The 21,506-nt window shown below is 39.3% G+C and carries 16 protein-coding genes; 7 read left to right on the forward strand and 9 right to left on the reverse strand.

The features are described 5' to 3' along the window. Window positions 1-85: 85 nt before the first annotated feature. The gene (locus tag QNM18_RS03990; protein WP_284136413.1) at window positions 86-1,873 is read left to right on the forward strand and encodes a hypothetical protein; all 1,788 of its coding nucleotides are present in this window, start codon (window positions 86-88) and stop codon (window positions 1,871-1,873) included. Between the two features lie 74 nt (window positions 1,874-1,947). Here the strand turns inward: QNM18_RS03990 and QNM18_RS03995 are convergent, their stop codons facing one another. The 3 genes from QNM18_RS03995 to QNM18_RS04005 form a co-directional block, all read right to left on the reverse strand. Continuing rightward, window positions 1,948-2,505: a hypothetical protein gene (locus QNM18_RS03995; RefSeq protein WP_284136414.1), complete on the reverse strand. Its 558-nt coding sequence runs from the start codon at window positions 2,503-2,505 to the stop codon at window positions 1,948-1,950. A 236-nt stretch (window positions 2,506-2,741) separates the two neighbouring features. Beyond that, window positions 2,742-3,827, reverse strand: a complete 1,086-nt coding sequence (locus tag QNM18_RS04000) for a phage integrase Arm DNA-binding domain-containing protein (protein WP_284136415.1) — start codon at window positions 3,825-3,827, stop codon at window positions 2,742-2,744. Next, window positions 3,814-3,975 (reverse strand): hypothetical protein, encoded by a 162-nt coding sequence (locus tag QNM18_RS04005; protein WP_284136416.1) that lies wholly within the window; start codon window positions 3,973-3,975, stop codon window positions 3,814-3,816. Before QNM18_RS04005 ends, QNM18_RS04000 begins: the two co-directional genes overlap by 14 nt. A 10-nt stretch (window positions 3,976-3,985) precedes the next feature. On the opposite strand from QNM18_RS04005, the gene QNM18_RS04010 reads away from it, so the two are divergent. Together QNM18_RS04010 and QNM18_RS04015 are read left to right on the forward strand one after the other, a co-directional pair. Next, window positions 3,986-4,186 (forward strand): hypothetical protein, encoded by a 201-nt coding sequence (locus QNM18_RS04010; RefSeq protein WP_284136417.1) that lies wholly within the window; start codon window positions 3,986-3,988, stop codon window positions 4,184-4,186. 2 nt (window positions 4,187-4,188) lie between these two features. Then, window positions 4,189-5,367 (forward strand): tyrosine-type recombinase/integrase, encoded by a 1,179-nt coding sequence (locus tag QNM18_RS04015; protein ID WP_284136418.1) that lies wholly within the window; start codon window positions 4,189-4,191, stop codon window positions 5,365-5,367. Between the two features lies 1 nt (window position 5,368). Here the strand turns inward: QNM18_RS04015 and QNM18_RS04020 are convergent, their stop codons facing one another. Both QNM18_RS04020 and QNM18_RS04025 read right to left on the reverse strand, forming a co-directional pair. Continuing rightward, window positions 5,369-6,103 carry a hypothetical protein gene (locus QNM18_RS04020; RefSeq protein ID WP_284136419.1) on the reverse strand — a complete coding sequence of 245 codons (735 nt, stop codon included), beginning with the start codon at window positions 6,101-6,103 and terminating at the stop codon, window positions 5,369-5,371. After that, on the reverse strand, window positions 6,100-6,930 hold the full coding sequence (locus QNM18_RS04025) for a hypothetical protein (protein WP_284136420.1): 831 nt from the start codon (window positions 6,928-6,930) through the stop codon (window positions 6,100-6,102). Before QNM18_RS04025 ends, QNM18_RS04020 begins: the two co-directional genes overlap by 4 nt. A gap of 710 nt (window positions 6,931-7,640) precedes the next feature. Here QNM18_RS04025 and QNM18_RS04030 point away from each other — a divergent pair. From QNM18_RS04030 to QNM18_RS04045, 4 genes are all read left to right on the forward strand, one after another. Further along, window positions 7,641-9,344: a tetratricopeptide repeat protein gene (locus QNM18_RS04030; RefSeq protein ID WP_284136421.1), complete on the forward strand. Its 1,704-nt coding sequence runs from the start codon at window positions 7,641-7,643 to the stop codon at window positions 9,342-9,344. Window positions 9,345-10,208: 864 nt separating this feature from the next. Next, window positions 10,209-12,827 (forward strand): hypothetical protein, encoded by a 2,619-nt coding sequence (locus QNM18_RS04035; protein ID WP_284136422.1) that lies wholly within the window; start codon window positions 10,209-10,211, stop codon window positions 12,825-12,827. 22 nt (window positions 12,828-12,849) lie between these two features. Continuing rightward, window positions 12,850-16,944, forward strand: a complete 4,095-nt coding sequence (locus tag QNM18_RS04040; protein ID WP_284136423.1) for a DUF637 domain-containing protein — start codon at window positions 12,850-12,852, stop codon at window positions 16,942-16,944. Between the two features lie 5 nt (window positions 16,945-16,949). Then, on the forward strand, window positions 16,950-17,840 hold the full coding sequence (locus QNM18_RS04045) for a hypothetical protein (RefSeq protein WP_284136424.1): 891 nt from the start codon (window positions 16,950-16,952) through the stop codon (window positions 17,838-17,840). A gap of 212 nt (window positions 17,841-18,052) precedes the next feature. On the opposite strand, the gene QNM18_RS04050 is transcribed toward QNM18_RS04045, so the two are convergent. The 4 genes from QNM18_RS04050 to QNM18_RS04065 form a co-directional block, all read right to left on the reverse strand. Continuing rightward, window positions 18,053-18,415: a VOC family protein gene (locus tag QNM18_RS04050; RefSeq protein WP_211009073.1), complete on the reverse strand. Its 363-nt coding sequence runs from the start codon at window positions 18,413-18,415 to the stop codon at window positions 18,053-18,055. 133 nt (window positions 18,416-18,548) lie between these two features. Then, window positions 18,549-19,427 (reverse strand): CPBP family intramembrane glutamic endopeptidase, encoded by an 879-nt coding sequence (locus QNM18_RS04055; RefSeq protein ID WP_284136425.1) that lies wholly within the window; start codon window positions 19,425-19,427, stop codon window positions 18,549-18,551. 138 nt (window positions 19,428-19,565) lie between these two features. After that, window positions 19,566-19,724 (reverse strand): hypothetical protein, encoded by a 159-nt coding sequence (locus QNM18_RS04060; RefSeq protein ID WP_211009071.1) that lies wholly within the window; start codon window positions 19,722-19,724, stop codon window positions 19,566-19,568. A 337-nt stretch (window positions 19,725-20,061) separates the two neighbouring features. Continuing rightward, window positions 20,062-21,189 carry a DNA alkylation repair protein gene (locus tag QNM18_RS04065; protein WP_284136426.1) on the reverse strand — a complete coding sequence of 376 codons (1,128 nt, stop codon included), beginning with the start codon at window positions 21,187-21,189 and terminating at the stop codon, window positions 20,062-20,064. Window positions 21,190-21,506 lie beyond the last annotated feature (317 nt).

Raw genomic sequence — 21,506 nt, forward strand, 5'->3', positions numbered from 1 at the left:
TAGAAACCAAGAAGGTCAAAATTGACCTCAGCTATAAAGGAACGTAAATTATCCCATCCATCACCACCAAGGAGCGATAAATATCATGGCAAGAGATGACAATAAGAAGACTGAACTTGAAGGTCAAGCCGCAATAGAAAGATGGCTAAAAGGTGTCGATGCCTGGAACAAATGGGTAGAAGAAAACCCAGTTGCTGATGTGAGTTTTGCAGGAGCAGACTTTAGTCAATATAACAAAGTATCTTTTATGGATTACATATTTCCAAAGGGTGACGTTCGCTTCAACAATGCACAATTTGGTGAGGGTGAAGTTGACTTCGAAGGTGCGCAATTTGGTGAGGGTGACGTTCGCTTCAACAATGCACAATTTGGTGAGGGTGGCGTTAGCTTCTTCAAAGCAAAATTTGGTGAGGGTGACGTTAGCTTCTTCAAAGCACAATTTGGTGAGGGTGACGTTAGCTTCTCTAATGCACAATTTGGTGAGGGTGACGTTAGCTTCTCTAATGCACAATTTGGTGAGGGTTATGTTCGCTTCTCTAATGCACAATTTGGTGAGGGTGACGTTAGCTTCTTTAATGCACAATTTGGTGAGGGTGACGTTAGCTTCTTCACAGCAAAATTTGGTGAGGGAGACGTCAGCTTCAACAATGCACAATTTGGTGAGGGTGAAGTTGACTTCGCAGGTGCACAATTTGGTGAGGGTTGCGTTAGCTTCAACAATGCACAATTTGGTGAGGGTGACGTTAGCTTCTACTATGCACAACTTGGTGAGGGTTACGTTAACTTCGCTACAGCAAAATTTGGTGACGGTGACGTTAGCTTCTTCAAAGCAAAATTTGGTGACGGTGGCGTTAACTTCTTCAAAGCAAAATTTGGTGAGGGTGACGTTGACTTCACAGATGTACAATTTGGCGAGGGTAGCGTTAACTTCTCCAGAGCACAATTTGGTGAGGGTGACGTTAACTTCTTAGGTGCCCAATTTGGTGAGGGTGACGTTAACTTCTCTAATGTACAATTTGGTATGGGTGACGTTAGCTTCGAGTCCATAAAATTATCAGGTCAATTCAATTTTATGGATGTTACAAGAACGGAACGAATTAACTCCCTATCGTTCAAATTTGCAACTTTTGACGGTCCTCTCTGCTTAGACAATCATAACTTCAATTGCGTGCCTGATTTCACTAACACCAAGCTATCACACCAACTTAGTTTGAGTCATTTTACTGTTTCAAATAAATTAACTCACAAGGGCTATTTAATACCTCACTCACTCATCATATTAAAAAAACTATGGTTTGGCTCAGAGCTCAAGCACTCTAAAATCAAGAGTTCATTAAAACTCTCCAAAAAACTATCTAAAAAACTCCCTTGGTTAAGTAAAACCACGGCCGCCGACAAACAGGATATAGATAGGCTCAGACGACTTAAAGAGCTAGCTGAAACTAACAAACATCATAAGCTTGCTTTGGACTTACATATCGAAGAAATGAAAAGTAGCCGCTGGATTGAGACAACATCAAAAAGAGCGCTGTTAGCAGAGTTCCTTTTTGAAAAATTTGGTGACTATGGTCGAAGTATTCAGAGGCCTTTGCTTGGAATTACATTTCTAGGTTTTTTATGCTCGCCTATATATTATTATAGTAGCTCAGTCAAAAACCCTCTGTGGTCAGATGCTATATATTACTCCTTTTCTCAAATGTTACATTTAATACCAAGCTCCCGAACAGGCCGCTCAGAATTAGCAAAGCGGTTATTTGAAAAAGCAGAGTTAATCCCAAACCATATTTTTTTGCTATCCTGGTCGCAATCACTTGCATCAATAGCGCTTGTATTTCTATTGGGTCTTGCATTGAGAAATAGATTTAGAATTTAATAAAAACCAAATATTTAGATTTAAAAAAATAAATAATATCAATAACTAATTGCAACTTAAAATACAAAGTGGAGCTAAATATTTTCTTCATCCCAAGCATTGAGGTGTTCAGTAAACATTTCATCTTCTGGATCAGTAAAGTCATGTTCATAATCATCATAAGGGTTAAATGCATCTTGGACAAGATATTTAATTTCTTTAATTTTTTCAGCTCTTTCTGTTGCTAACAAAGCTATATTGTAGGTCTTTTGAGCATTGTTCAAGGTTGATATAGAGTATGTAACAAGGAGAAATGATATAAAAAGTATAATAATCGTAAAACTATCAATAAAGTATGGTATTGTCATAAATACAAAAAAACTGACTATCATTATCAGCAACGATCTAATCAGTAAGTATGCCGCGTCTAGTTTAATGTTAATAACTTTATTTTCATCATTTGAAGCCACCTTTACTTTGATTGAAAACGTCTCCTTTTTTTTGCTTTGAACATGCCTAATTTTTGATGAGTACTTAGACAATAAAGCACTCAATTTAGGAGTTATAATATTTGCAAAAACTGACAAAAAAATAGAAAGAATAGTCGAAACCACAAAAAACATCGGCTCCACTATTAACTCATTAAAACTCATTTTAAAGCCCTTTAAATTATGTGTTATCAGGTTTGGCTAGTTGCTTTCACCCACTTACCAGAAGCAACTATTCTATACCCTTTTAGATTTCCGTAAAAAACATCTCCTTTTTATTATGAAAAACAAAAAATTGCAAATGAACAAAATATATTCACCTCAACCGGGTCGTCTTCGACCCATTCATCATGCCCTTCAAGATAAATGAGCTTAGACTTTTCGTCTTTATGACCAAGGCGTTATTGTGGGTCATGATCCATCTTATCTAGTGCATCTGCAGCTGTTGCTCGCATCTCGTGATATGTAGGCCTTTGCTCAGGTTTAAGATGATCATACAAACCCATTTGATCGCGCTGCGCTGAAAAAGCCCTACTTAGATAATTTGGTGTAAGTTGAAACTGGTGAGTAATCCCTTTAGCGATTTCTCCTGTTATTGCATCTGGGGCGCGATGCACAACATACGGGCATATCACTCTATCGCGGCTTTCTTCAACAATATTCTTCAACTTTTGTGTCACAGGAATACGAACCCGAGACTCTTCTGTATGCTGAGTTTTCTTACGGTGAATATGCAAAAAGCCATACACAGTAAGACCTTTAATATTGATAGGCTCATCAAGCTTTTTAAAGTCTGAATACTTGATTTTTGTGATCTCATTCACAGCATGAGTTGTCTGCTCAGTTAAACGCATTGCTATATATAGATAATGCAACTCAGGCCGTTTCTGTGCTTCACGTATCATTGCGGCATAGTTCTCGGCACTTAAACGCTGACGGGCTTTCTTATCTTTGGGCTTACGTTTTTTGCGCTTTGATGGGCTGTCGGTCATAGCAGACATATCCATCATATACGATTCAAATACAGCAAGCTGAGTTAAAGCCCGGTTGTACTCATTGTTACTGCTGCTGGAGTAATAAGTAGAAAGGTAGTCGTTTACATGCTCTAAGCTCCAATCCTTACTGTTAACATTGCCAAAGTCGTTTAGTACACGTTTATAGTTTCTGTCAAAGCGATCTAACTTGCTGGAACCTGGTCTCTCTTCTTTTATAAATCGTTCACGTACCTTTGGTAACCAATGAGACAGAGGCTTATTGTACTTATCTTTAGACTCTAAAAGCTCCAACAAATCCATTTTGTTACGATACTTCATGTTAAAAACAGTTGCCGCTTCAATTGCCTGCTGACGAGTAGTGCCCAGTGGAAAAATAAAGTCGGTTTTATTATCTGGATAGCGATAACGGAAGTACTGCTTACCGCGCTGCTTTAACGGCGTTAAACCAACAGGTAGCCCTACATTTTCTGCTTTACGTTTACGAGGCGCCATTGAACTTCGCTTCCATCATTCTAACCAAGTTATCAACATTAGAGTCATCCAGCACTTTAATTATAGCCCGGCTTGTTGGTGTGTACTCGACTACAGTTCCTTCGCTATCAACATCCAGAATATATTCAGGAGGGAAAGACTGTGCCAAAGCTAAGCTGATGAAAGTTAGAGGTTGGCTAGCAAGAGAGTTTGTGGAAGGAAGTGCGCCGTCACTTCCTACAATAAGACGCTTATTGAACGAAGGCGAGATAAAAGGTCGAACAGTTGGTACTAAGATTTATATTTTCGAAGATCAGCGATTTGGTGTATCTCAAAACGTATCAAATGCTGTAGATAAGCTAATTAGAATGAGTAAATAGTCATGAGTCCGAGAAGAAGAAAATCGAGAAATAGCGACCTTCCTGCTCACTTATATCATGAGACAGGCAAAGGGTTCCGCTTCAAATTAATAAACGGGGAGCGCGTTTCTTTAGGGCATAATAGAGCTGAAGCAATTGCTATTGCGCAGGAATATAATTTACGAATGCTCGGCGGGAACAGCTTTGGCATTGAGGCACTTATAACACGTTCAGCACCAAAGCAAGAAAACTTTTCCGCTTATCTTGATAAGATTCAAGAACGCATCATTGATGAAGAAAAACCTTCTCATGATACGAAGAAAACGCTAATGAATGACATTGGTAGAGCAAAAGAATTCTTTACCAATATCCACCCGGAAGATATTGAATTAACCCATGTTAACGAGTACTTGTACACATACCATGATGGGGCGAGTAACCATGTGACTAATCGTAAAATATCATTCCTTGGAAAAATCTTTTCCTATGCAATGGATGAGGGTCTCATGACTGATAATCCCGCTAAATTGAAAAAGAAAAAACCGAAAGAAGACAAGCAGAGAGTACGCCTTACACCTGATGACTTTAAACGCATTTATGCAGCTGCACCTTTGAATATAAAAGTGGCAATGGATTTAGCGTTACAAACCACTCATGCAGCTCTAGAGATTTCACGTATAGAATACAAATTAAGTAAGCCAATGCCCGGTCGATGCGGTTGTGTTTGGCTGAAAGAGCCGGTTATGCAGAACGGAGGGAAAGTTTACGGCACGCTATATATTCACCGTCAAAAGATTAAAAATAAAGAAGCTGCCCATGTAGCAATCCCAATCGGGCAAGCCATAAAAGACATCATTGATATAAGTAAAAAAGACCTGTTTTTTTCACCTTATGTCGTGCACAAAAGAGCCACAAATTACAATATAGTTAGTCAGGAGTGCACTCATGCAACACAGTTCAACCCAAGCTATTTAAGTAAAAAGTTTAGTGAGATTAGAGATAATATCGGACAGTATAAACACTTGCCAAAAACCAAGCGCCCTACTTTTCATGAAATACGAGCTTTATCTGCTTTCTTGTATTCTCAAAACGGTGTGGACCCACAAGCGCGGATGGCCCACACAGACGCCAAGTCTACGAAGGTTTATACCCAGAATCATCGAGATTGGGTTGAAGTGCCTTTAGCTGAGATAGTTGTGTAGGTTAATAAACATCAGCCCCCAATCTCTCTAATACCTGGCTAAAATGAATTTCTCTTAATACAGATATATTATCATAGTTTAAGTATTTTCTAGATAACAGTATTAACCTAAGTTGAGAGTAGTTTGTGAAGTTGATTAAAGTTTCATAATATTCTTGCTTTTCTGAAACTGAAAACCCCTCTTCAACCGAAATTTTTTGATTAATTGTCTTTATTATTAAAGAGAAAGCTCTAACCAAAGAGAAAATTTCATCGTCAGAATCGACCTGCTTCAAAGCATTTTTTATCTGCGCTTCTGGTGCCCCAAGTGAAATCATATCTGAGACTAAATCTTCCACCTCTTTAACAGCATTACTAGCTTTATATAGTACTTTGTTGCCTGAATCATCTAAAAGCTCAATGTGAAAGCGTTCAAAAAGTGCTTTTTGTGAGTCGATCATATTAAAAAAACGAGTTTCAAAAGATTTAACTTTTTCTAATTTTTCATTTTTTTCAAGCTCTTGCTTTAAATGGCTGTTGGATTCTTTCTGTAAGTCTAGCGAATTTACCAAAAGCACTATGGTAAAGAATGTCAAAATTGGATTCAGAACCCCACCAAGAAAGTCTCCTAAAACCCCCCAATCGGCAGGATCACTGGAAATACCATAGCCTAAATGGAAATTAAAATTGAGCCAATAAATAAGCCACGTCAAGAGAATGGCAACAATTGATACAATAACAATTTGTTTAATTGTCATAGATAAATACCCGTTATTAAGTACTTAATAACTTTACCAGCTGGAAGTGCAATTTTCTTTGCTTTTATTCGCATAAAGGTCCCATCTTCAGGCTGAAGCGTATTATTTTCGTGTAGGTTTTTGGATATAGCTTTGCGTATCTGATCTCGTACACCTTGAATTTCACTGTCAAACCCAAAAGACTCTATAACTTTTAGAGATTTAATGTAAAACCTACCATTCCCAGTGATAGAGTGAAATCTAACAATTACGACTTCAAACTCCTCATCATCTTGGGTTTTTATAGATTCGCAAATATTTCGTGACGTTGTTTCATTTAGTCGAAACAGTTCTTTTTGGTTATTTTTTTTCTTACTACCTATTCTCAGATCATGCCCAAAATACTTGTTCATTTTATGCATTTCAGTGAGAGGCTCTTTCAGTCTCTCAACTAACTTATCCGATATTCCCTCCAAGGATTCAACCAATTCACTTGCTGGTTTACTTAACTCTTCAGAGTCTAAATATAGCGCTTCCATTATAAAGTATGTCAGCACCTCTAAAAAAGTATCACTTCCTATTTGTCTTAACCTTCTCCTTAGAAAGCTATCCCTAACCTCAAGCGTAAAATTCACACCATAAGACCCTGTGAAACGATTCTTTAATATAGACCTTACATCACTTTTATGCGTCCTTTTTTCAGGAACTCTCCCTCTTAGAATAGCTTCTGCTGCAATACTCATTGTGTCTGAGGTCCCCTTCAAAGTATCTAACCCATATTGCATATCAATTTCATTTTTTGGGCATTCAACAACAACATCTAAGGGGATTTTTGAAACTTGACTCATAAATAACTTACCTTGTTAAAGACATATTCATCACACCAGAATCCATGGTGGTAATTCAGTGCGTAACCAACTGATAATATTGAAGCATTTTTTTGTCAGAAACAACCAAAAATACTGTTCATAAACACATTGAAAGTTTGAATTTTGTGATTTATATCAATGTATTGAGTACTACTTTTAGAAAGTTATGGGGTGTCAGGGGTCGCAGGTTCAAATCCTGCTATGCCGACCAGCTTTCCTATCCCTATTCAAATACTTACCTTCGTTATTTTCAATACTCAGCTGCTGTGGTTTTTAGTTTTTTCTCCCAACACTTAGAACATCATATTTTTTCTAGGTTTAAGATCAGTTTTGGGGAAAACTTTTGGACACTGCCATTAATTACTATGAGTTGTTAGTTTTTCAATGCTTTTGAAACGTTAACTTGGTAATTCATCGGTATCTAAAAAGTACCAAACTCACCCACCAGATAGCTCTGATTTCAAATCAATAACTCTGACCCCTTTGGTTAGATTGAATCGCTAAGTAACATTTATTTGGTCTGGAGTGAAGTTCCTGTAACAGTCAAAAGTGGCAAATTTATTTTCCTACTTATATGAATTAGTATATTTATTGATTCACAACTGAAACAGCACCACTTCAAGCTCAAACCTGAATGTCGGTTTAATTTTGAAATTTATTAAAACGCTGGTACGTAAAAGGAAAATTTTATGTTCGATGACGACCAAGATAATAGAGTTGGGGTTAAAGGCGCTCGGATTAGCGCAAAAGGCGCAATTACAGCGGCGCTCATTACTGTTATCGGCGGATTCATAATTGCATTATTTTTTGACAAGGGAGGCTCCCCGGGTGTAACCATAGATGGTAACGGACACACAGTTCATAACGGTAGCGGAAATGTTGTGCAACATATTCACGGTATTACTCTTGAGCAATATGAAACCGGATTAAAACGTAGGGAAAAGGAAATCACTGAGAAGCTCAAAAAAGCCCATGATGAAAATAAAAAAATACTTGAGTCTGAGTTATCTGGATTAAAGTCAAAACTTTCTAATATCGAAACTGCATATCAACAACATATCGCTCAACTACAAGTACAAATTAAACGTCTAGAATCTTTGCAAGATACGGTCAGTTCCGATCTTTACCATAAGGCTAAACAGGCCTTGATTGAAGGGAATATAGCGAAAGCAGATACGTTGTTTGCTCAGTTTGCGCAATGTGAACAAGCAACACTAGAAGCACTGGCCGAAGCCAGTTATCAACGTGGAGAAATCGCTTATGAAGAAGTCCGGTTTGCCCAAGCATTCGCTCACTTCCAAAAAGCAGCCAGGCTCTCCTCTGATAACCCACTCTATAACAACAGGGCTGGTTTACTAGCTCAAACTCTAGGCCAGTTCCAAAAAGCCATTGATTATTATGAACTCACACTAAAAAATAACCTTAAAACCTTTGATGAAAACCACCCCTCTGTAGCTACCAGTCGTAATAACTTGGGATCAGTTTGGAAACGTAAAGGCAACTATGGTAAGGCTATAGGTTATTACGAACTCGCTCTGGAAACTAACCTCAACGCTTTTGGTGAAGGCCATCCCAAGGTAGCTACTATCCACAATAACTTAGGATCAGCTTGGGATGATAAAAGCGACTACGATAGAGCCATTAACTACTATAATCTCGCGCTGTCAAGTGATCTCAAAACCTTTGGTGAAAACCACCCGAGGGTAGCTACTATTCGCAATAACTTAGGCTCAGCATGGAAAGGCAAAGGTAACTATGATAGGGCTATTGGCTACTATAAACTTGCACTAAAGACTAACCTCAAAACCTTTGGAGAAGGCCATCCCCTAGTAGCTATTACCCGCAATAACTTAGGTACAGTTTGGTATGAAAAAGGCGACTACGATAAAGCTATTAGATACTATGAACTTGCTCTGAAAAGTGACCTCAAAACCTTTGGGGAAGACCATCCTGCAGTAGCTATTACCCGCAACAATTTAGGTACAACTTGGCATGGTAAAGGCGACTATGATAAGGCTATAGGCTACTATGAACTTGCTCTAAAAAGTGACCTCAAAACTTTTGGGGAAGACCACCCCGATGTAGCGGTAGGCCACAATAACTTAGGCTTAGCTTGGCATGATAAAGGCAACTATGATAAAGCTATTGGCTATTTTGAGCTGGCACTGCAAAGTGACCTCAAATCCTTTGGTGAAAGCCACCCTAGTGTCGCTGTAGACAACAACAATTTAGGTTCAGCTTGGCTGCATAAGGGCAACTATAATAAGGCCATTGGCTACTATGAACAGGCACTAGTTAATTTACAAAAATCGTTGGGGAAGACTCACCCCAACACAAAAGCAATTAGGCGTAATTTAAAATATGTAAAAAAGCTCGCAATGTCGCAAAAATAGCTTCAAAAGAGTTATAGGTAACGCAAGTAAAACAATATTATATTTACCGCTTTTAATTCCTGATAGGTTCAAGTTTTGTTTACAATACAAATGTTCGAAAAGACAAAAGTCACGCCTACACCTCACAGGCTGATTACTCTAGCCGTCACAACTAGCAAAATACAGCGGCATAAGCATTGCGGTTTAACACTAGCGGTGACGACGTCTATTACCAATGCTTACATTGAGACTAACAAGCGTCATTAAACATGCCAAAAGGTATTTAAATGCACGTTAATATACGCCCTAAACGATTTACTTCATCTCTTTCTATGTGCTAGCTAGGCCCTCACTTCTCATGACTCACCCAGTAATAAACTGGCTTATCAACATACCGAACCAATGGGCAGCACCTTTTATTGAGTAACAATTATCTACAACCTAACAAGCACCGCCGTCATTATTCTAATTCATTCCACAAACAAAAACCGCCAACTTATTCTGAATTAAAACTTGAAAATATAATAAACAATTCATCTTATTAAAAGCGACACCCCATACCGAGAGCAAGGAAAATTAAATAGACAATTTCAGCGCGAACGTTTTGGAATATATAATTAAACAATTTAAAAACAATCAACCTTTCTCAGTTCAAATCAAGAAAACACACCATTTACAATATTGATTTACGCCTGATTTATGAATGATTTTATAAACCATGAAAAATCAAAAAAAATTAAAATTACCACTTCCAAGTTAACACCAACGTAAATAAAATAACCTTTGGGAAACACCCATTAACCAAAAAACCAAAAATAAACCAATATGTGAAATTACTGTATGAATCGAGTCATATTTATTATATCAGCATGGCTATATGCGAGCATGACGCACGCAAATACCTTGTCTAACTTAGACAGTATGTATGCAATTACCCCTGAGGGTAACTCATCTACTGTTAACTTAGCACTTACTAACATTAATAAGCCTCTAATTATCTATAATGGTGATGCTAAACGAGATATGTTTCACCTCAAGTTCTCTAACAGCATTAATATCAACTCAAAAATAGAAGTTTTAGGGCATCCTGCAAATCTGTTAATTACTTCGGCGAATAAGGTTACCTGTACAAATTGTAACTTCGAAAACGCAAAGCGAATTAGCATTTCTTCAGGTTCATTTTATTCAAATAGAATAGTCGCCAGCCAAAGTGGTCAAATTGACATCAAAACGTTAAATGCAAGAGGCGCTCAATCTCTTGAGCTTTATACCGATAATCTGATTACTTCAAGTAATACTCGTGTCGACATCAATTTAAAAGCTCTGAATCATAAAAATGAATACCTTATTATGGATGAATCAGGAGATATTGAGGTAGGGACAGGTGGTATTTCTCTTTATTTAGGGGGATATAGCGTCAATTACTCTAACGGTAAAATAACAGGCCCTAGCCTTCAAAGGCTGCCATATAACTCAAGAGCTTATAACGCAACGATAAACGGTCAATACAAAAGTGCAGGCTTTTCAGTTGCAACAAATAAGAACCTTACAATTGCAAGTAATACCAATATCAACACAATAACCGAAGCTCTATCTTCTAGTAACTCTGACAATGGCTTATTTGTCCCAGGTGAAGGCATTGCTATTTCACATATTGGTAAACTCTCTGTGGGTGACCCGTTTAATTTTGAACCACTTGGGCAAGAACTACAAAGCGCTGCCTTAGAAGAAACTCAATCTTGGGGTCATGGTCGTGGTTTTTTCGTAAGTCCAAATATAGTCAACTACGGTAAACTATACTCCGACGAAAACCTTAAGTTGGTTTCTCTATCACGTATCATTAATCAAGGTGTCATATACTCAGGGGCCGCAGAGTTTATCTCTCGTTCTGGAATGAGTAATTCTGGTCAAGTTGAAGCAACTGATATCAAAGTTTCAGGTTATTACTTTACAAACCAGAACAACATCAATGCACGCAACCTAGTCGTAGAAACGCAAAAAGATATTGCCAACGGCTACGGCGGTATCATCAGAGCTAACTCACTTATATTGAAATCTAGAGAAGGTATTGTGGCAAATGGCACTCGTCGTAGTGGGCAGAACTTAGCCACGACACGTTCATTATTGGAGTTAACCAGAGATCACGAGAACCTGTCTCAGGGTATCTACCACAATTCTCAGGTTCAAAAAATCAAAGAGGTTAGCCATTCGAACCTATCCGCTAAAATCTATGCCAACTCAATTCAAGTCGATGCACAAGCCTTTGAGAATATTAATTCATACAATATTCCAAGAGGTGCATCTGATTGGAGTTCAGGCATCAAGGTAAGCTCAGCAAGGTCTAACGATGTTGTGTTCCAAGCCGAGAACAAGCTTGAGATTAAAGCGCCTAAGTACATACTTAACTCGTCTGCAATATTAAGCCTTAGCCAGTCTGGTGTCTTTGATATCAATAGTAAAAAAGTATTTAACGAACGCTACAGATTAGACGTCGAAACTGGATACTATTCGGGCGTAAGTTACACCAACGACTCTAAAACTGGCGTGATCTCATCAGAAAAAGGCAGTCGTTCAAAAATAGACCACTATTCGCCTCCTGGTCGAATCATCGTATTCGGTAAATTAAGAGTCAGTGATGGCACGCACAATGCTCGCTCGACACAAGAGTTCAACAATATGTTCTCTTATACAGAAGTATTTTCAAAAGCTTATTTCAATAACTTGCAGCTTTCTTCAATTGGATTACGTCTGTCAAAAGATACATATACAGCCACTTATGCTGACACTAAATATTGTCAAACAACTGGACGCTGCCGCTTCGAAAAAATAGATACTTTTGTAGAGTCTGAAACGCTTCTGTCTTTCCATGGCGGTGTATACGGCGTCAAAGAAGATCTGCCTTCGAGTAGTGATTTAAATGTGACAAATCTAGATGCACTGGGTACCGAAAAGAAAAATGAAGGTATCAAGTATATGAAAACATTTGAATACAACTATGGAATTGGCAACTCTGCAATCGTCTCCTCTCAATCTACCAACGGCGATATTTTAACTTTTGTTGTGACTACCTGCCGCATGGTTATTCTGCCAGGCGATGGTGAAGTTTTACAGCCTGCGTGTAGTAATCAAACCCATACTGTGAACTTAAAAACTTTAGTAGATCAGAAGAATAAAGATAAAGACATCGATGGCACGAATTATACCGCAAGACAAATCGAAGACGCGCTGAACAAGCGTATTCAAGGTTATCTAAATACTCCACCACCAAACACAATTGGCTCTCACTGGCTACCAACCTCTATTGTATTGACTGGTTATGAAATTAGTGCAGACAAGAAAGAGGTTAATTACTCATACCGTAAGTCTGGCTACAGTGCGATTGACGACATAGGAAAGCCTAGCGTTTCAGATTGTGAAAGAAACAACAATACAATCGGCATAAAATGTAAGTTTGAAAGCGAGCATGTGTATACCTCTGTTGTGCTTGCAACCTTAATGAAGTGATAGGCTTGGAATTGCAAATATCATGAAAGAAAAAAACATAGAAAAAGAATCTTGGGAACAAAAGGTTCCCATGTGGCAAAAAGTGACGGCCTGCCTCAACATATTCATGTTGTTAGGCCAACTGATGCTCCCTACAATTGGTTGGGCAATTACCAATGAGCAAGTAGCAGCGGAATTGTCAAACCCACAATACACCCGCTCGTACGTTAACGATGGCTACTGGTACAAAAAGTCAGATTACGTTGAGGATAAGGTTAATACCTCAACCACACAAAACATTGAAACTTTCTTTAAGCGACTTAAAGATAATTACAAAGTGGCTTTGCAGCCACCCGTTATGATACCGCTCCAAGTCCGAGGACTAACGGTGATTATTCCACATTACCCACTGCAAGAAATGGTCGGTGATAACTTTGTACAATCTCGCTTTATTCGCTCGCAAATATATAACGAACTAAATCGTAATTTGCTGATTGGATACACCAGTGAATCAAACCAAATAAATGACTTATACAATAAGGCATATGAATTCTCAAAAACAGGTGCCGCTAAATTTGGAGATGCCATTTCACAGGCACAAATTGATAAATTTGGCAAAAACTTTATTTGGCCTGAATCAAGAACGATTGGCTCAGTAAACGTGCTAGTACCTGTCGTACACTTAACTTCAAGTACCATCGAAGCGCAAGAAGTCAATGGGCACCAAGTAGAGTTCCACGGCGAGAGCAATGAATTTAAATCAATCAATGTTGATACTGCTAACCTATACACTTACCGTAACGCGTTAATAAGATCTGTTGAAAACATGACTGTCACAGACGGCAGCATAATCGCAGATGGCGACTTAAACCTTTTGGCCGGTGGTACCGTTGCAAATCTGTCTAGTCACTTTTCTGCGTCGAAAAACGTTAAAATTTTCGCCAACAATTACGTACAGAAAACACTTGTTCATCGTTATGAAACCCCCTACTCTCAAGGAACACGCCTAGGAAAAATTGCCAAACTAGAAGGCAACAATATCTATATCAAAACCAGCAATGATATCGTGTTAGAAGGTGCTCAAGTTTCAGGTAATAATATTGCACTCAATGCCGGAAACAACATCATTATTAAGTCGGCTAAAGAGACTTATGCTGGAAGTTATACACGACCGGGTTATTCTGAAAATACGCAAACAGTTGAACACCTCGTATCTCGCTTATCGGCTGTTGACAGTATCAAACTGCTCGCTGGCGGTGTTGTAGAACTCCATGCGGCAAAATTACACGCAGATAAAGGCGTCATTCAAATCCTCGCTAATAACGGGGTTTACATCGCAAATGAGTTTGATGAATACCAACGCGATATGAACCGTAAGTGGGGAAAAACAACAGAGACAGAACAAGAGCTTGAAACCATTGCTATACGCTCCGCATTGGATGCGGGTAAAGGTGTACTTATTGCCTCTGAATATGGCGATATCACGCTTAAAGCAACTGAAATCACCTCAACCGATGGTACTCACATCGATGCTCGCAATGGCAGAGTTAATCTCCTCATGGCGAAGCAGCAAGACCATTACTTTTACCACAAAGTAAGGAAAGGTACTTGGAAAATCAAAACAGAGACTATCCAAGACACTGAAGATACAGCCGTATACAATGAAATAGTTGGTGGCGTTAAAATTAACGCAACACATGGCATCAGTATTGAGTTTGGGCAACAAGAAGGCCAATCAGTCTCTAATATTGTCAATGGCTTTGCATCAAGCAAAAGCTTGAGCTGGATGTCTGATCTTTATAACGATCCTGAATATGCATGTCCTCCACAATCATTGACCTCAGCACCGAGAAATATCAACCCTTATGCGTTTGAAGCTATAAAAGCTGATCCAGAATTCAAGCAGTGTAATAGCATGCTAGATGTTGTGTATACCAAGCTTGAAAGGATCAAAAAGCATGAAACGACCAGTACATTAAGCCCAGCAGCAATGGCAGTCATTGCGATTGCAGTTTCTGTTGCAATGGGGCCAGCAGGCGCAGGAATTACAGGCTCTAAAGGCGCAATTGCTACAGCTGTTGGCAAAGGTACTTTCTCGGCTGCGGCTTTGTCAGCAGGTGCAGCAACGCTTACTACCCAAGCAGCTGTCAGCTTGGCAAATGGCGAAGGTATTGATGGCGCAATTAAGTCTATTACTGAAAGTGAAAACTTGCGTTCACTTGCGATTTCAATGGTCACCGCTGGTGTGATGCAGGAGTTAGATGGACTGGATTTCTTCGAGTACGATCCTAACGCCCCTCTTATGAGCACGGACACGTTGATCTCTCTAGGCAATCAATCACTGCAAGTTGTTATCGAGTCTGCAGCGAAAGCTGGTATTGAGACTGCTATTTCAGGCGGCAGTATTGACGATCTATCAGATTCGTTTGTCAATGCTCTCAAAGCAAGTGCTGTCAGTGCGCTGGGAGAAACCTTAACCGCCAATATAGAAAGCACCTCTTTGTCAACTGCTGCGAAATACATTGCGCACGCTGCGACAGGTTGTTTACTCGCCAATGTAAGTAGCCAACACTCTAACCGTTCTCAGCAATGCGCAGCTGGTGCCGCAGGTTCTGTAGCAGCCAAGTTTGTTGCAAGTCAATATGACCCTCAAGTTGACAAACTCACAGCACAAGGGGAAGCTACAGCAGCCTGGGTAGAAAAGCATGTTGGTATAGATGCAACGCAAATGTCTCAGGAAGAGCTATATGCATATATGAATACAGCACGCCTCACTCCTCAAGAAATTTATCAATGGGGAAGCATGAAGCAAGCAATGAAAGAACTTGGTGCAATTCAAGCACAAAGTGCTGACTTGGCTAGATTAGCCGCAGGTCTTGCAGCTTTCGTCGCAAAAGGTTCAGCTGAAGTCATCAATAGAACGGCAAATCAAGGTACAGCCATCACTCGTTCAGCATTGATCCGAGAGATGTCACCTCAATATCAAAGGGCGACAGCATTACTTGCCGTGCTAGAGCATCACAATATTTTACTGCATGCTCGTGCACACCGCTTTACTGTAAAAGAAGCATTGGATGCAGGCGTACATATCCCCGACGCATTTAAAGGTGTTCAGTATCATAACAAACCTCTGACAGGTGCCGACCTAGAGTTACTGCAAGACATCGCCATAATGGATACTTTGCAAAACGGAACACCTGAACAAGTTGCTGAATTAACTAAGCAATATGGTGCATCTGTGGTGGCCAAATACAAATCTACCCAAGGGGAAATTATCCATTACGATTGGGGGGCACTGGCCAAGCTTTCAAGAGACACTGATCCGTACACCGCCTTTAAACAAGCTAACGCAGATATTTCAGATAAACAATATGACACAGTACAAGGTATTACCGAGTTACGGACTCTATTTGATAGAAAGGCAGAGAACTATTTAGACTATGTTCCACTGATTGCTAGCTTGAGAAATTACTCGAGTGCGCCTCTTAGATTGGTGTTTGGTGGGGCTAAATATATTGGTCATTTACTGAAGAAAAATACAGTAGAGCAATATAAGAAAATTGCAGCTGCAAGAGAAAAAACAAATTTTGCGAAAACATTACAAGCAAAAGCAAAAGACTTGTTAAAGAACGGCGATGGTAAAACACCACTGCCTCATAACCGTAAGGCTATTTCTCAAGCATTTGCACCAGGCACCAAACTACCTAAATCACCTGAATTCTTTAACTTTACCGGGAAGCCAAGTGAAGTTGGCAAAATGGTAAAAAAAGCAGAAACACATGTTGAGTGGAAAGAAGTCAATAAAAGTATACTTGTCAAAAACCCTGAGAAATACGTGGAGTACATAGAAAAAGAGTTCTACAAAGGGACGGAGCCACTGCACCCCATTATCAAGCAACGAATATTAGATTACCTAAAAACCGAGCTGAAAAAAGGCAATGGCATTGCTACGCAGGCAGGTGCACCTGGGCTACACGCTGAAGTGCGGGCGGCAAATTGGTACTTGAACAATACATCCGCAACAATTGATGATATTACCCTTGCAACATACAAACTCTATGACAAAACGGGTAACCCGTTCCCTGCTTGTCAGAACTGTTCTGGTATACTGAAAGGGTTCAATATAATTACGGATTAAACACTATGATTAATAAAGGACATTTGCTCGTTATACATAATGCTTTGGTTGAGCAAAATGGTCTTTTACACTTTGATGGCACGCCGTTTAGCGGCGTTGCTATCTTTACCGAACAAGGTAAAGTTGTGAAAAGACACTTTGTTGAAAAAGGTGTTATTGGCGATGTTTATCTAAGCCCTTTTTATAAATCGACGATAATCAACCAGCACCTCATAACCGATGAATTAGTAGCAGAGCATATTGAGCCATTAATGGTCGAAGAAGACGTTTTTACGGGCACTCTATATTCTCCACATAACAATGGCTGGGTCGAGTCAGAAAATGTCTATCGAGAAGGTATTTTAAGAGAAGGTATTTCATACCACATGAATACACCTCTTTATCATGAAGTGGCCATTGATACAGATAACACCTCTCAAACCTATGAGTTTTGTGAAAATGGCCATACTGTTTATTGGGATGTGGCCCCTTTTGATCACGAATTGGAACAAGAAACTGGAAGAATAACCTGTCAAAGTGATGATAATAAAAACCTAACCGTGACATTGAGCCGGTCTTTTTTAGATATCGTCACGTACCAAGAACAGGTTGTATTTCCCTCTGTTCAATACCTGAGTTTAGACAACGGCATCAAGTTCTTTGATATTAACATTGATACTTTGTATTTGACTCAAATACCTGATCAATGCATTGAGTTTGTGCATGACCTGCTCACAAATCAACATATTAAATATGTGCATATTGACGGGTTTTGTGATGCTTGGTTAGAAACACTTAAGGTGGCCTATGCCAGAGGATTAAAAAAGCTAGATGTCAGATTCGATTGTAAAATGGATAGCTCTACATTACTTGCGTTTCGTGATGCATACCTCCCAGACTTGGAAGTTATTCAGTAGCTGATTGGCCAATAAGTAATTTGGTTTCTATCATACACTGATTAACAAGCAAATAGGCTATACCAGCGCTTTATCGCCGGTATAGCCTATTTATTTTTACAATGTCAAAGCTCATTCTTTAAATAGCGAATAGAGACATCTACTGCTAATTTATATTGAGCTGACGTGCACAGGCTTATTTTTCGTTATAAACACCTTCACTGTCTACCGACCTAATCTCCAAAAACCAATTTGTTGTTATCTAAATCTCTTACGTAAGCTGAAAACTTAGGGCCGCGCTGTCTTGGCTCACCTTCACAAGTACCACCTAGCGCCAATGCTTTATTATAAAGCCGTGTCACCTCTGTAGCGGAGTCGACATTAAAACCCAACATAGTGCCATTGCCATTTGTCGCAACCTCGCCATTAAAAGGTGTGGCAACTGCAAACGCCGAGTCAGGCTCATCACCTTGCCAAAAGGTCATTCTGTGATTTGCCATTGTTTGTTTAAAAGGTGTCTGTTCAAATAGCGCATTATAAAAATTAACTGCCGCTGACATGTTATTGGTACCGACTACAAAGTAGTTCATTTTCATCCCTACATTCCTTTTAAGTTATAATCAATTGGACTGGCATGATAGAGCAGCGCACTGACACCCTATGTCAGGAGTCTTGAAGTTGCGGTAAGTTGAAAATTTTGTAACTTGAGTACGCCTAACCCACAGTCTCTCATGCTAAAAACGGGTACGTAAATAAGCAGAAGTGCAGCAGATTAAATACAAAGTGGATATATATGGGCACTAATATGTTATTGGTCTTTTGGTAACCATACGCACAGCCAATGCCCAGTATCGTTGCAATTAAAGTATAGGCAAGGCCACCAGGAAAATGCACAAGGCCAAACAACACACCTGAGCAAAAGACCGTTAGCTTGTCACCAAGGTGATGATGTTTGAATGTGTTTTGCATCTGCGTTTGTATAAATCCTCGAAAAAAGGCTTCCTCTGCGTAGCATGTTACCAACAGATTTGTGATTACCCAGCCCACTAAAATTGGGCTTAATTTAGGTTCCCACTCTACCAATCCAGACAACACGCCACCAGCTAACCCAGAGACGATTGCCAAAGAGCTCAAAACAAAAACTTTACCACTGTTTTTGCCCATTGACGTTCTACCGCGAGGCACCACCAACGCCAATAAAGCGATAGCAACCATCAGCTTGTCAAAGTTTAAATGCTTCGAAAATGGCACAGCATTGTTACTGACCATGTACGACTCGATCACTAGCGGGTTGCTGAATCCTGGAAATGCATGAATAAAAAACAGGATTGAAAAAACAAAAATACCCACCCCTAGCAACCATTTAATCAATTTGCGCTGAAAATGATTAAACCCATAGCTCATTAGAAATAAGCTTGTGATACCAAGGGCTGCAATCATATTAATGATTTCGAAGTAATAGCCCAGTATGACTGACACAATAGCTAAACCAATTGCGGTACGGTGCATCAAAAAAGTGAGGGCTACAAGGGCTAACAATGCAGGAAAGAAGGAAATAGCAGTGCTTAGGGTAAGGGTTAGCCCAAAAAGCTCAAATGGTGAATTCATCTCAAACGCTACTTAACTTGTGCTATTCACACAAGCACATAAAAATGGTTAGTTGAGAGATATTGTACGTTAAATAATCCTATGAATTGTATAAATTTTTAATATGATTCTAGCCCAGCTAAACTGGGCTAGATCTCATTAGCAAATAATTTTGGTCGGACAAAACACTGGTGCGGTATGGCATGCACCAAAGTCTTTGCTGTAAGCCGAAGCGCCACCACCAATTTGGCGTGTTTGCATGTCGTTCAAATTTTTATTGTTGCTTAATTTTTTTAAACTTACTTTGTTGAGCTTCATAATAATTCCTGTTGTTAATTTTCAACTATTATCAATTAAACAAGCACGGCATATTGCTGCACTTGCTTACAAGACTGTGTTCAAAAAACATACACAATGCAAGTTAAAAAAGTACTCATCATATAGGAGGCACTTTAGATGTTTGTTTTATAAGTTATTTATTATATTGAAAATTTATCATACTGCAGAAAAATGACAGCGCAGGACAATACTCTAGCTTTTGTTCTCATAATTGCAAGCAACTCGCATGGGAAGAAATAGCATTAGAGATGAGTAAATACTCAGGACTATGATCTCTCCACCATTGTCGGGGTTTTTTCCGTCACAGCTCCACAGCTTACATCACCAAATCAAACTGAGTATTTGCGACAACTTTACCATTAATTTGCAGTTCAACCTTGTGTATTCCTGGGTAGTAGGTACGAGTTGTAATAGCCTTAACAGCATGCTTCTTTTTAAGCTGTATCGATTTACCTGGGTGAAGCTGGATTGATTTCCATTTGAATACCTTAGGAGATGTCGTGCCATTGGCTTTTTGATGATGCACAATATAATCTACTATCAAAGATTGCGCCGCCCTACTATCACTTACAATCTGGGCTGTAAGTTCGATATGATCGCCAAAATTAAGTACTGGTGACGAGGTATTCAGCGTTACTGAACGCAGATTCACATCGCCATATCCAAGCACATTTAGCGTCTTAATATGACCTTTTTTAATTAAGGTTCGACAGGCATGTTTAACCAATGCCGTTCGATCCGCGCTGGCATTACAAAGCCACGCAGCGGCAATGTCAGACACTCTCTCCTGATGATCTTTTGCAATATCATTCAGATTGTTTGCCACAGATCGCCTAACATATTCACTGGGATCGTCTTTCAATATTTCCAGTAACTCAATCACTGGTTCTGGGTCGACAATATATTGTTTTAATTGCAAGCCCCAAGGTAACCTAGGCCTGCACCCTTCACTTGCCAGCCGCCGTACATTTACATCAGAATCTACAGCCCAGGTTTTCATCACTTCTAACGTGCGATCAGGCTCAGTGATTAAAAAATGTCGTATGGCAAATTCTGAAGTATTTCGCTTAGTCAGCTCTTTGAGTAGATGCATCGAAAGTTCAAAATGTTTTTTGCCTTTTGCGGCTACATAATCACTCATGGGAATGATTGCCCAACCTGAAATCCCATTCTCATTGCATGCTGCCAGACTCCACTCACCTGCGATTTGATCCCCTAAAGATCGTTCAATGATCTTTGCAGCGGCTTCAAACTCTTCAGGCAGATACATCTGCATCGCCTCACAAATTCTCTGACTGCGCTGCTTGAATTCTAGTTTGTCTAAATCTCTTTCAATCTCAGAAATGAAGTCTTCAGACTTAAAATCAGGGAATGCTCGGCGAAAGTGGAGCGCCATAAGACGAATAAGCTCTATATCAAATACATTTTTAAATGGTTCTGGCATCTCGGTTTAATACTCAGCTGTGAAAATCGGCTCATTTATAGGCTAAACATAACATGTTATCCAATCTCAAAAAAACACCTATTCGACGCACTCTCAAATATGAAATATATAAAAGAAAAAAACCAACAAATAAATAATAAATACAATTGGTCTATCAAAAGCGTTAACCCATTATCAGTTATTCCTTTTTAGGCATGACGATTTTCCTGTCATTAATATCTCGCTATTAATCGAGATGTATAATGGAGTTGAATTTCCTTTTCGTTTTTTCGTCACACTACGTTTTGCAATTACATATACGCAGCTTGCACCTAGGA

The organism is Pseudoalteromonas obscura (assembly GCF_030135505.1).
Lineage (GTDB): Bacteria > Pseudomonadota > Gammaproteobacteria > Enterobacterales > Alteromonadaceae > Pseudoalteromonas > Pseudoalteromonas obscura.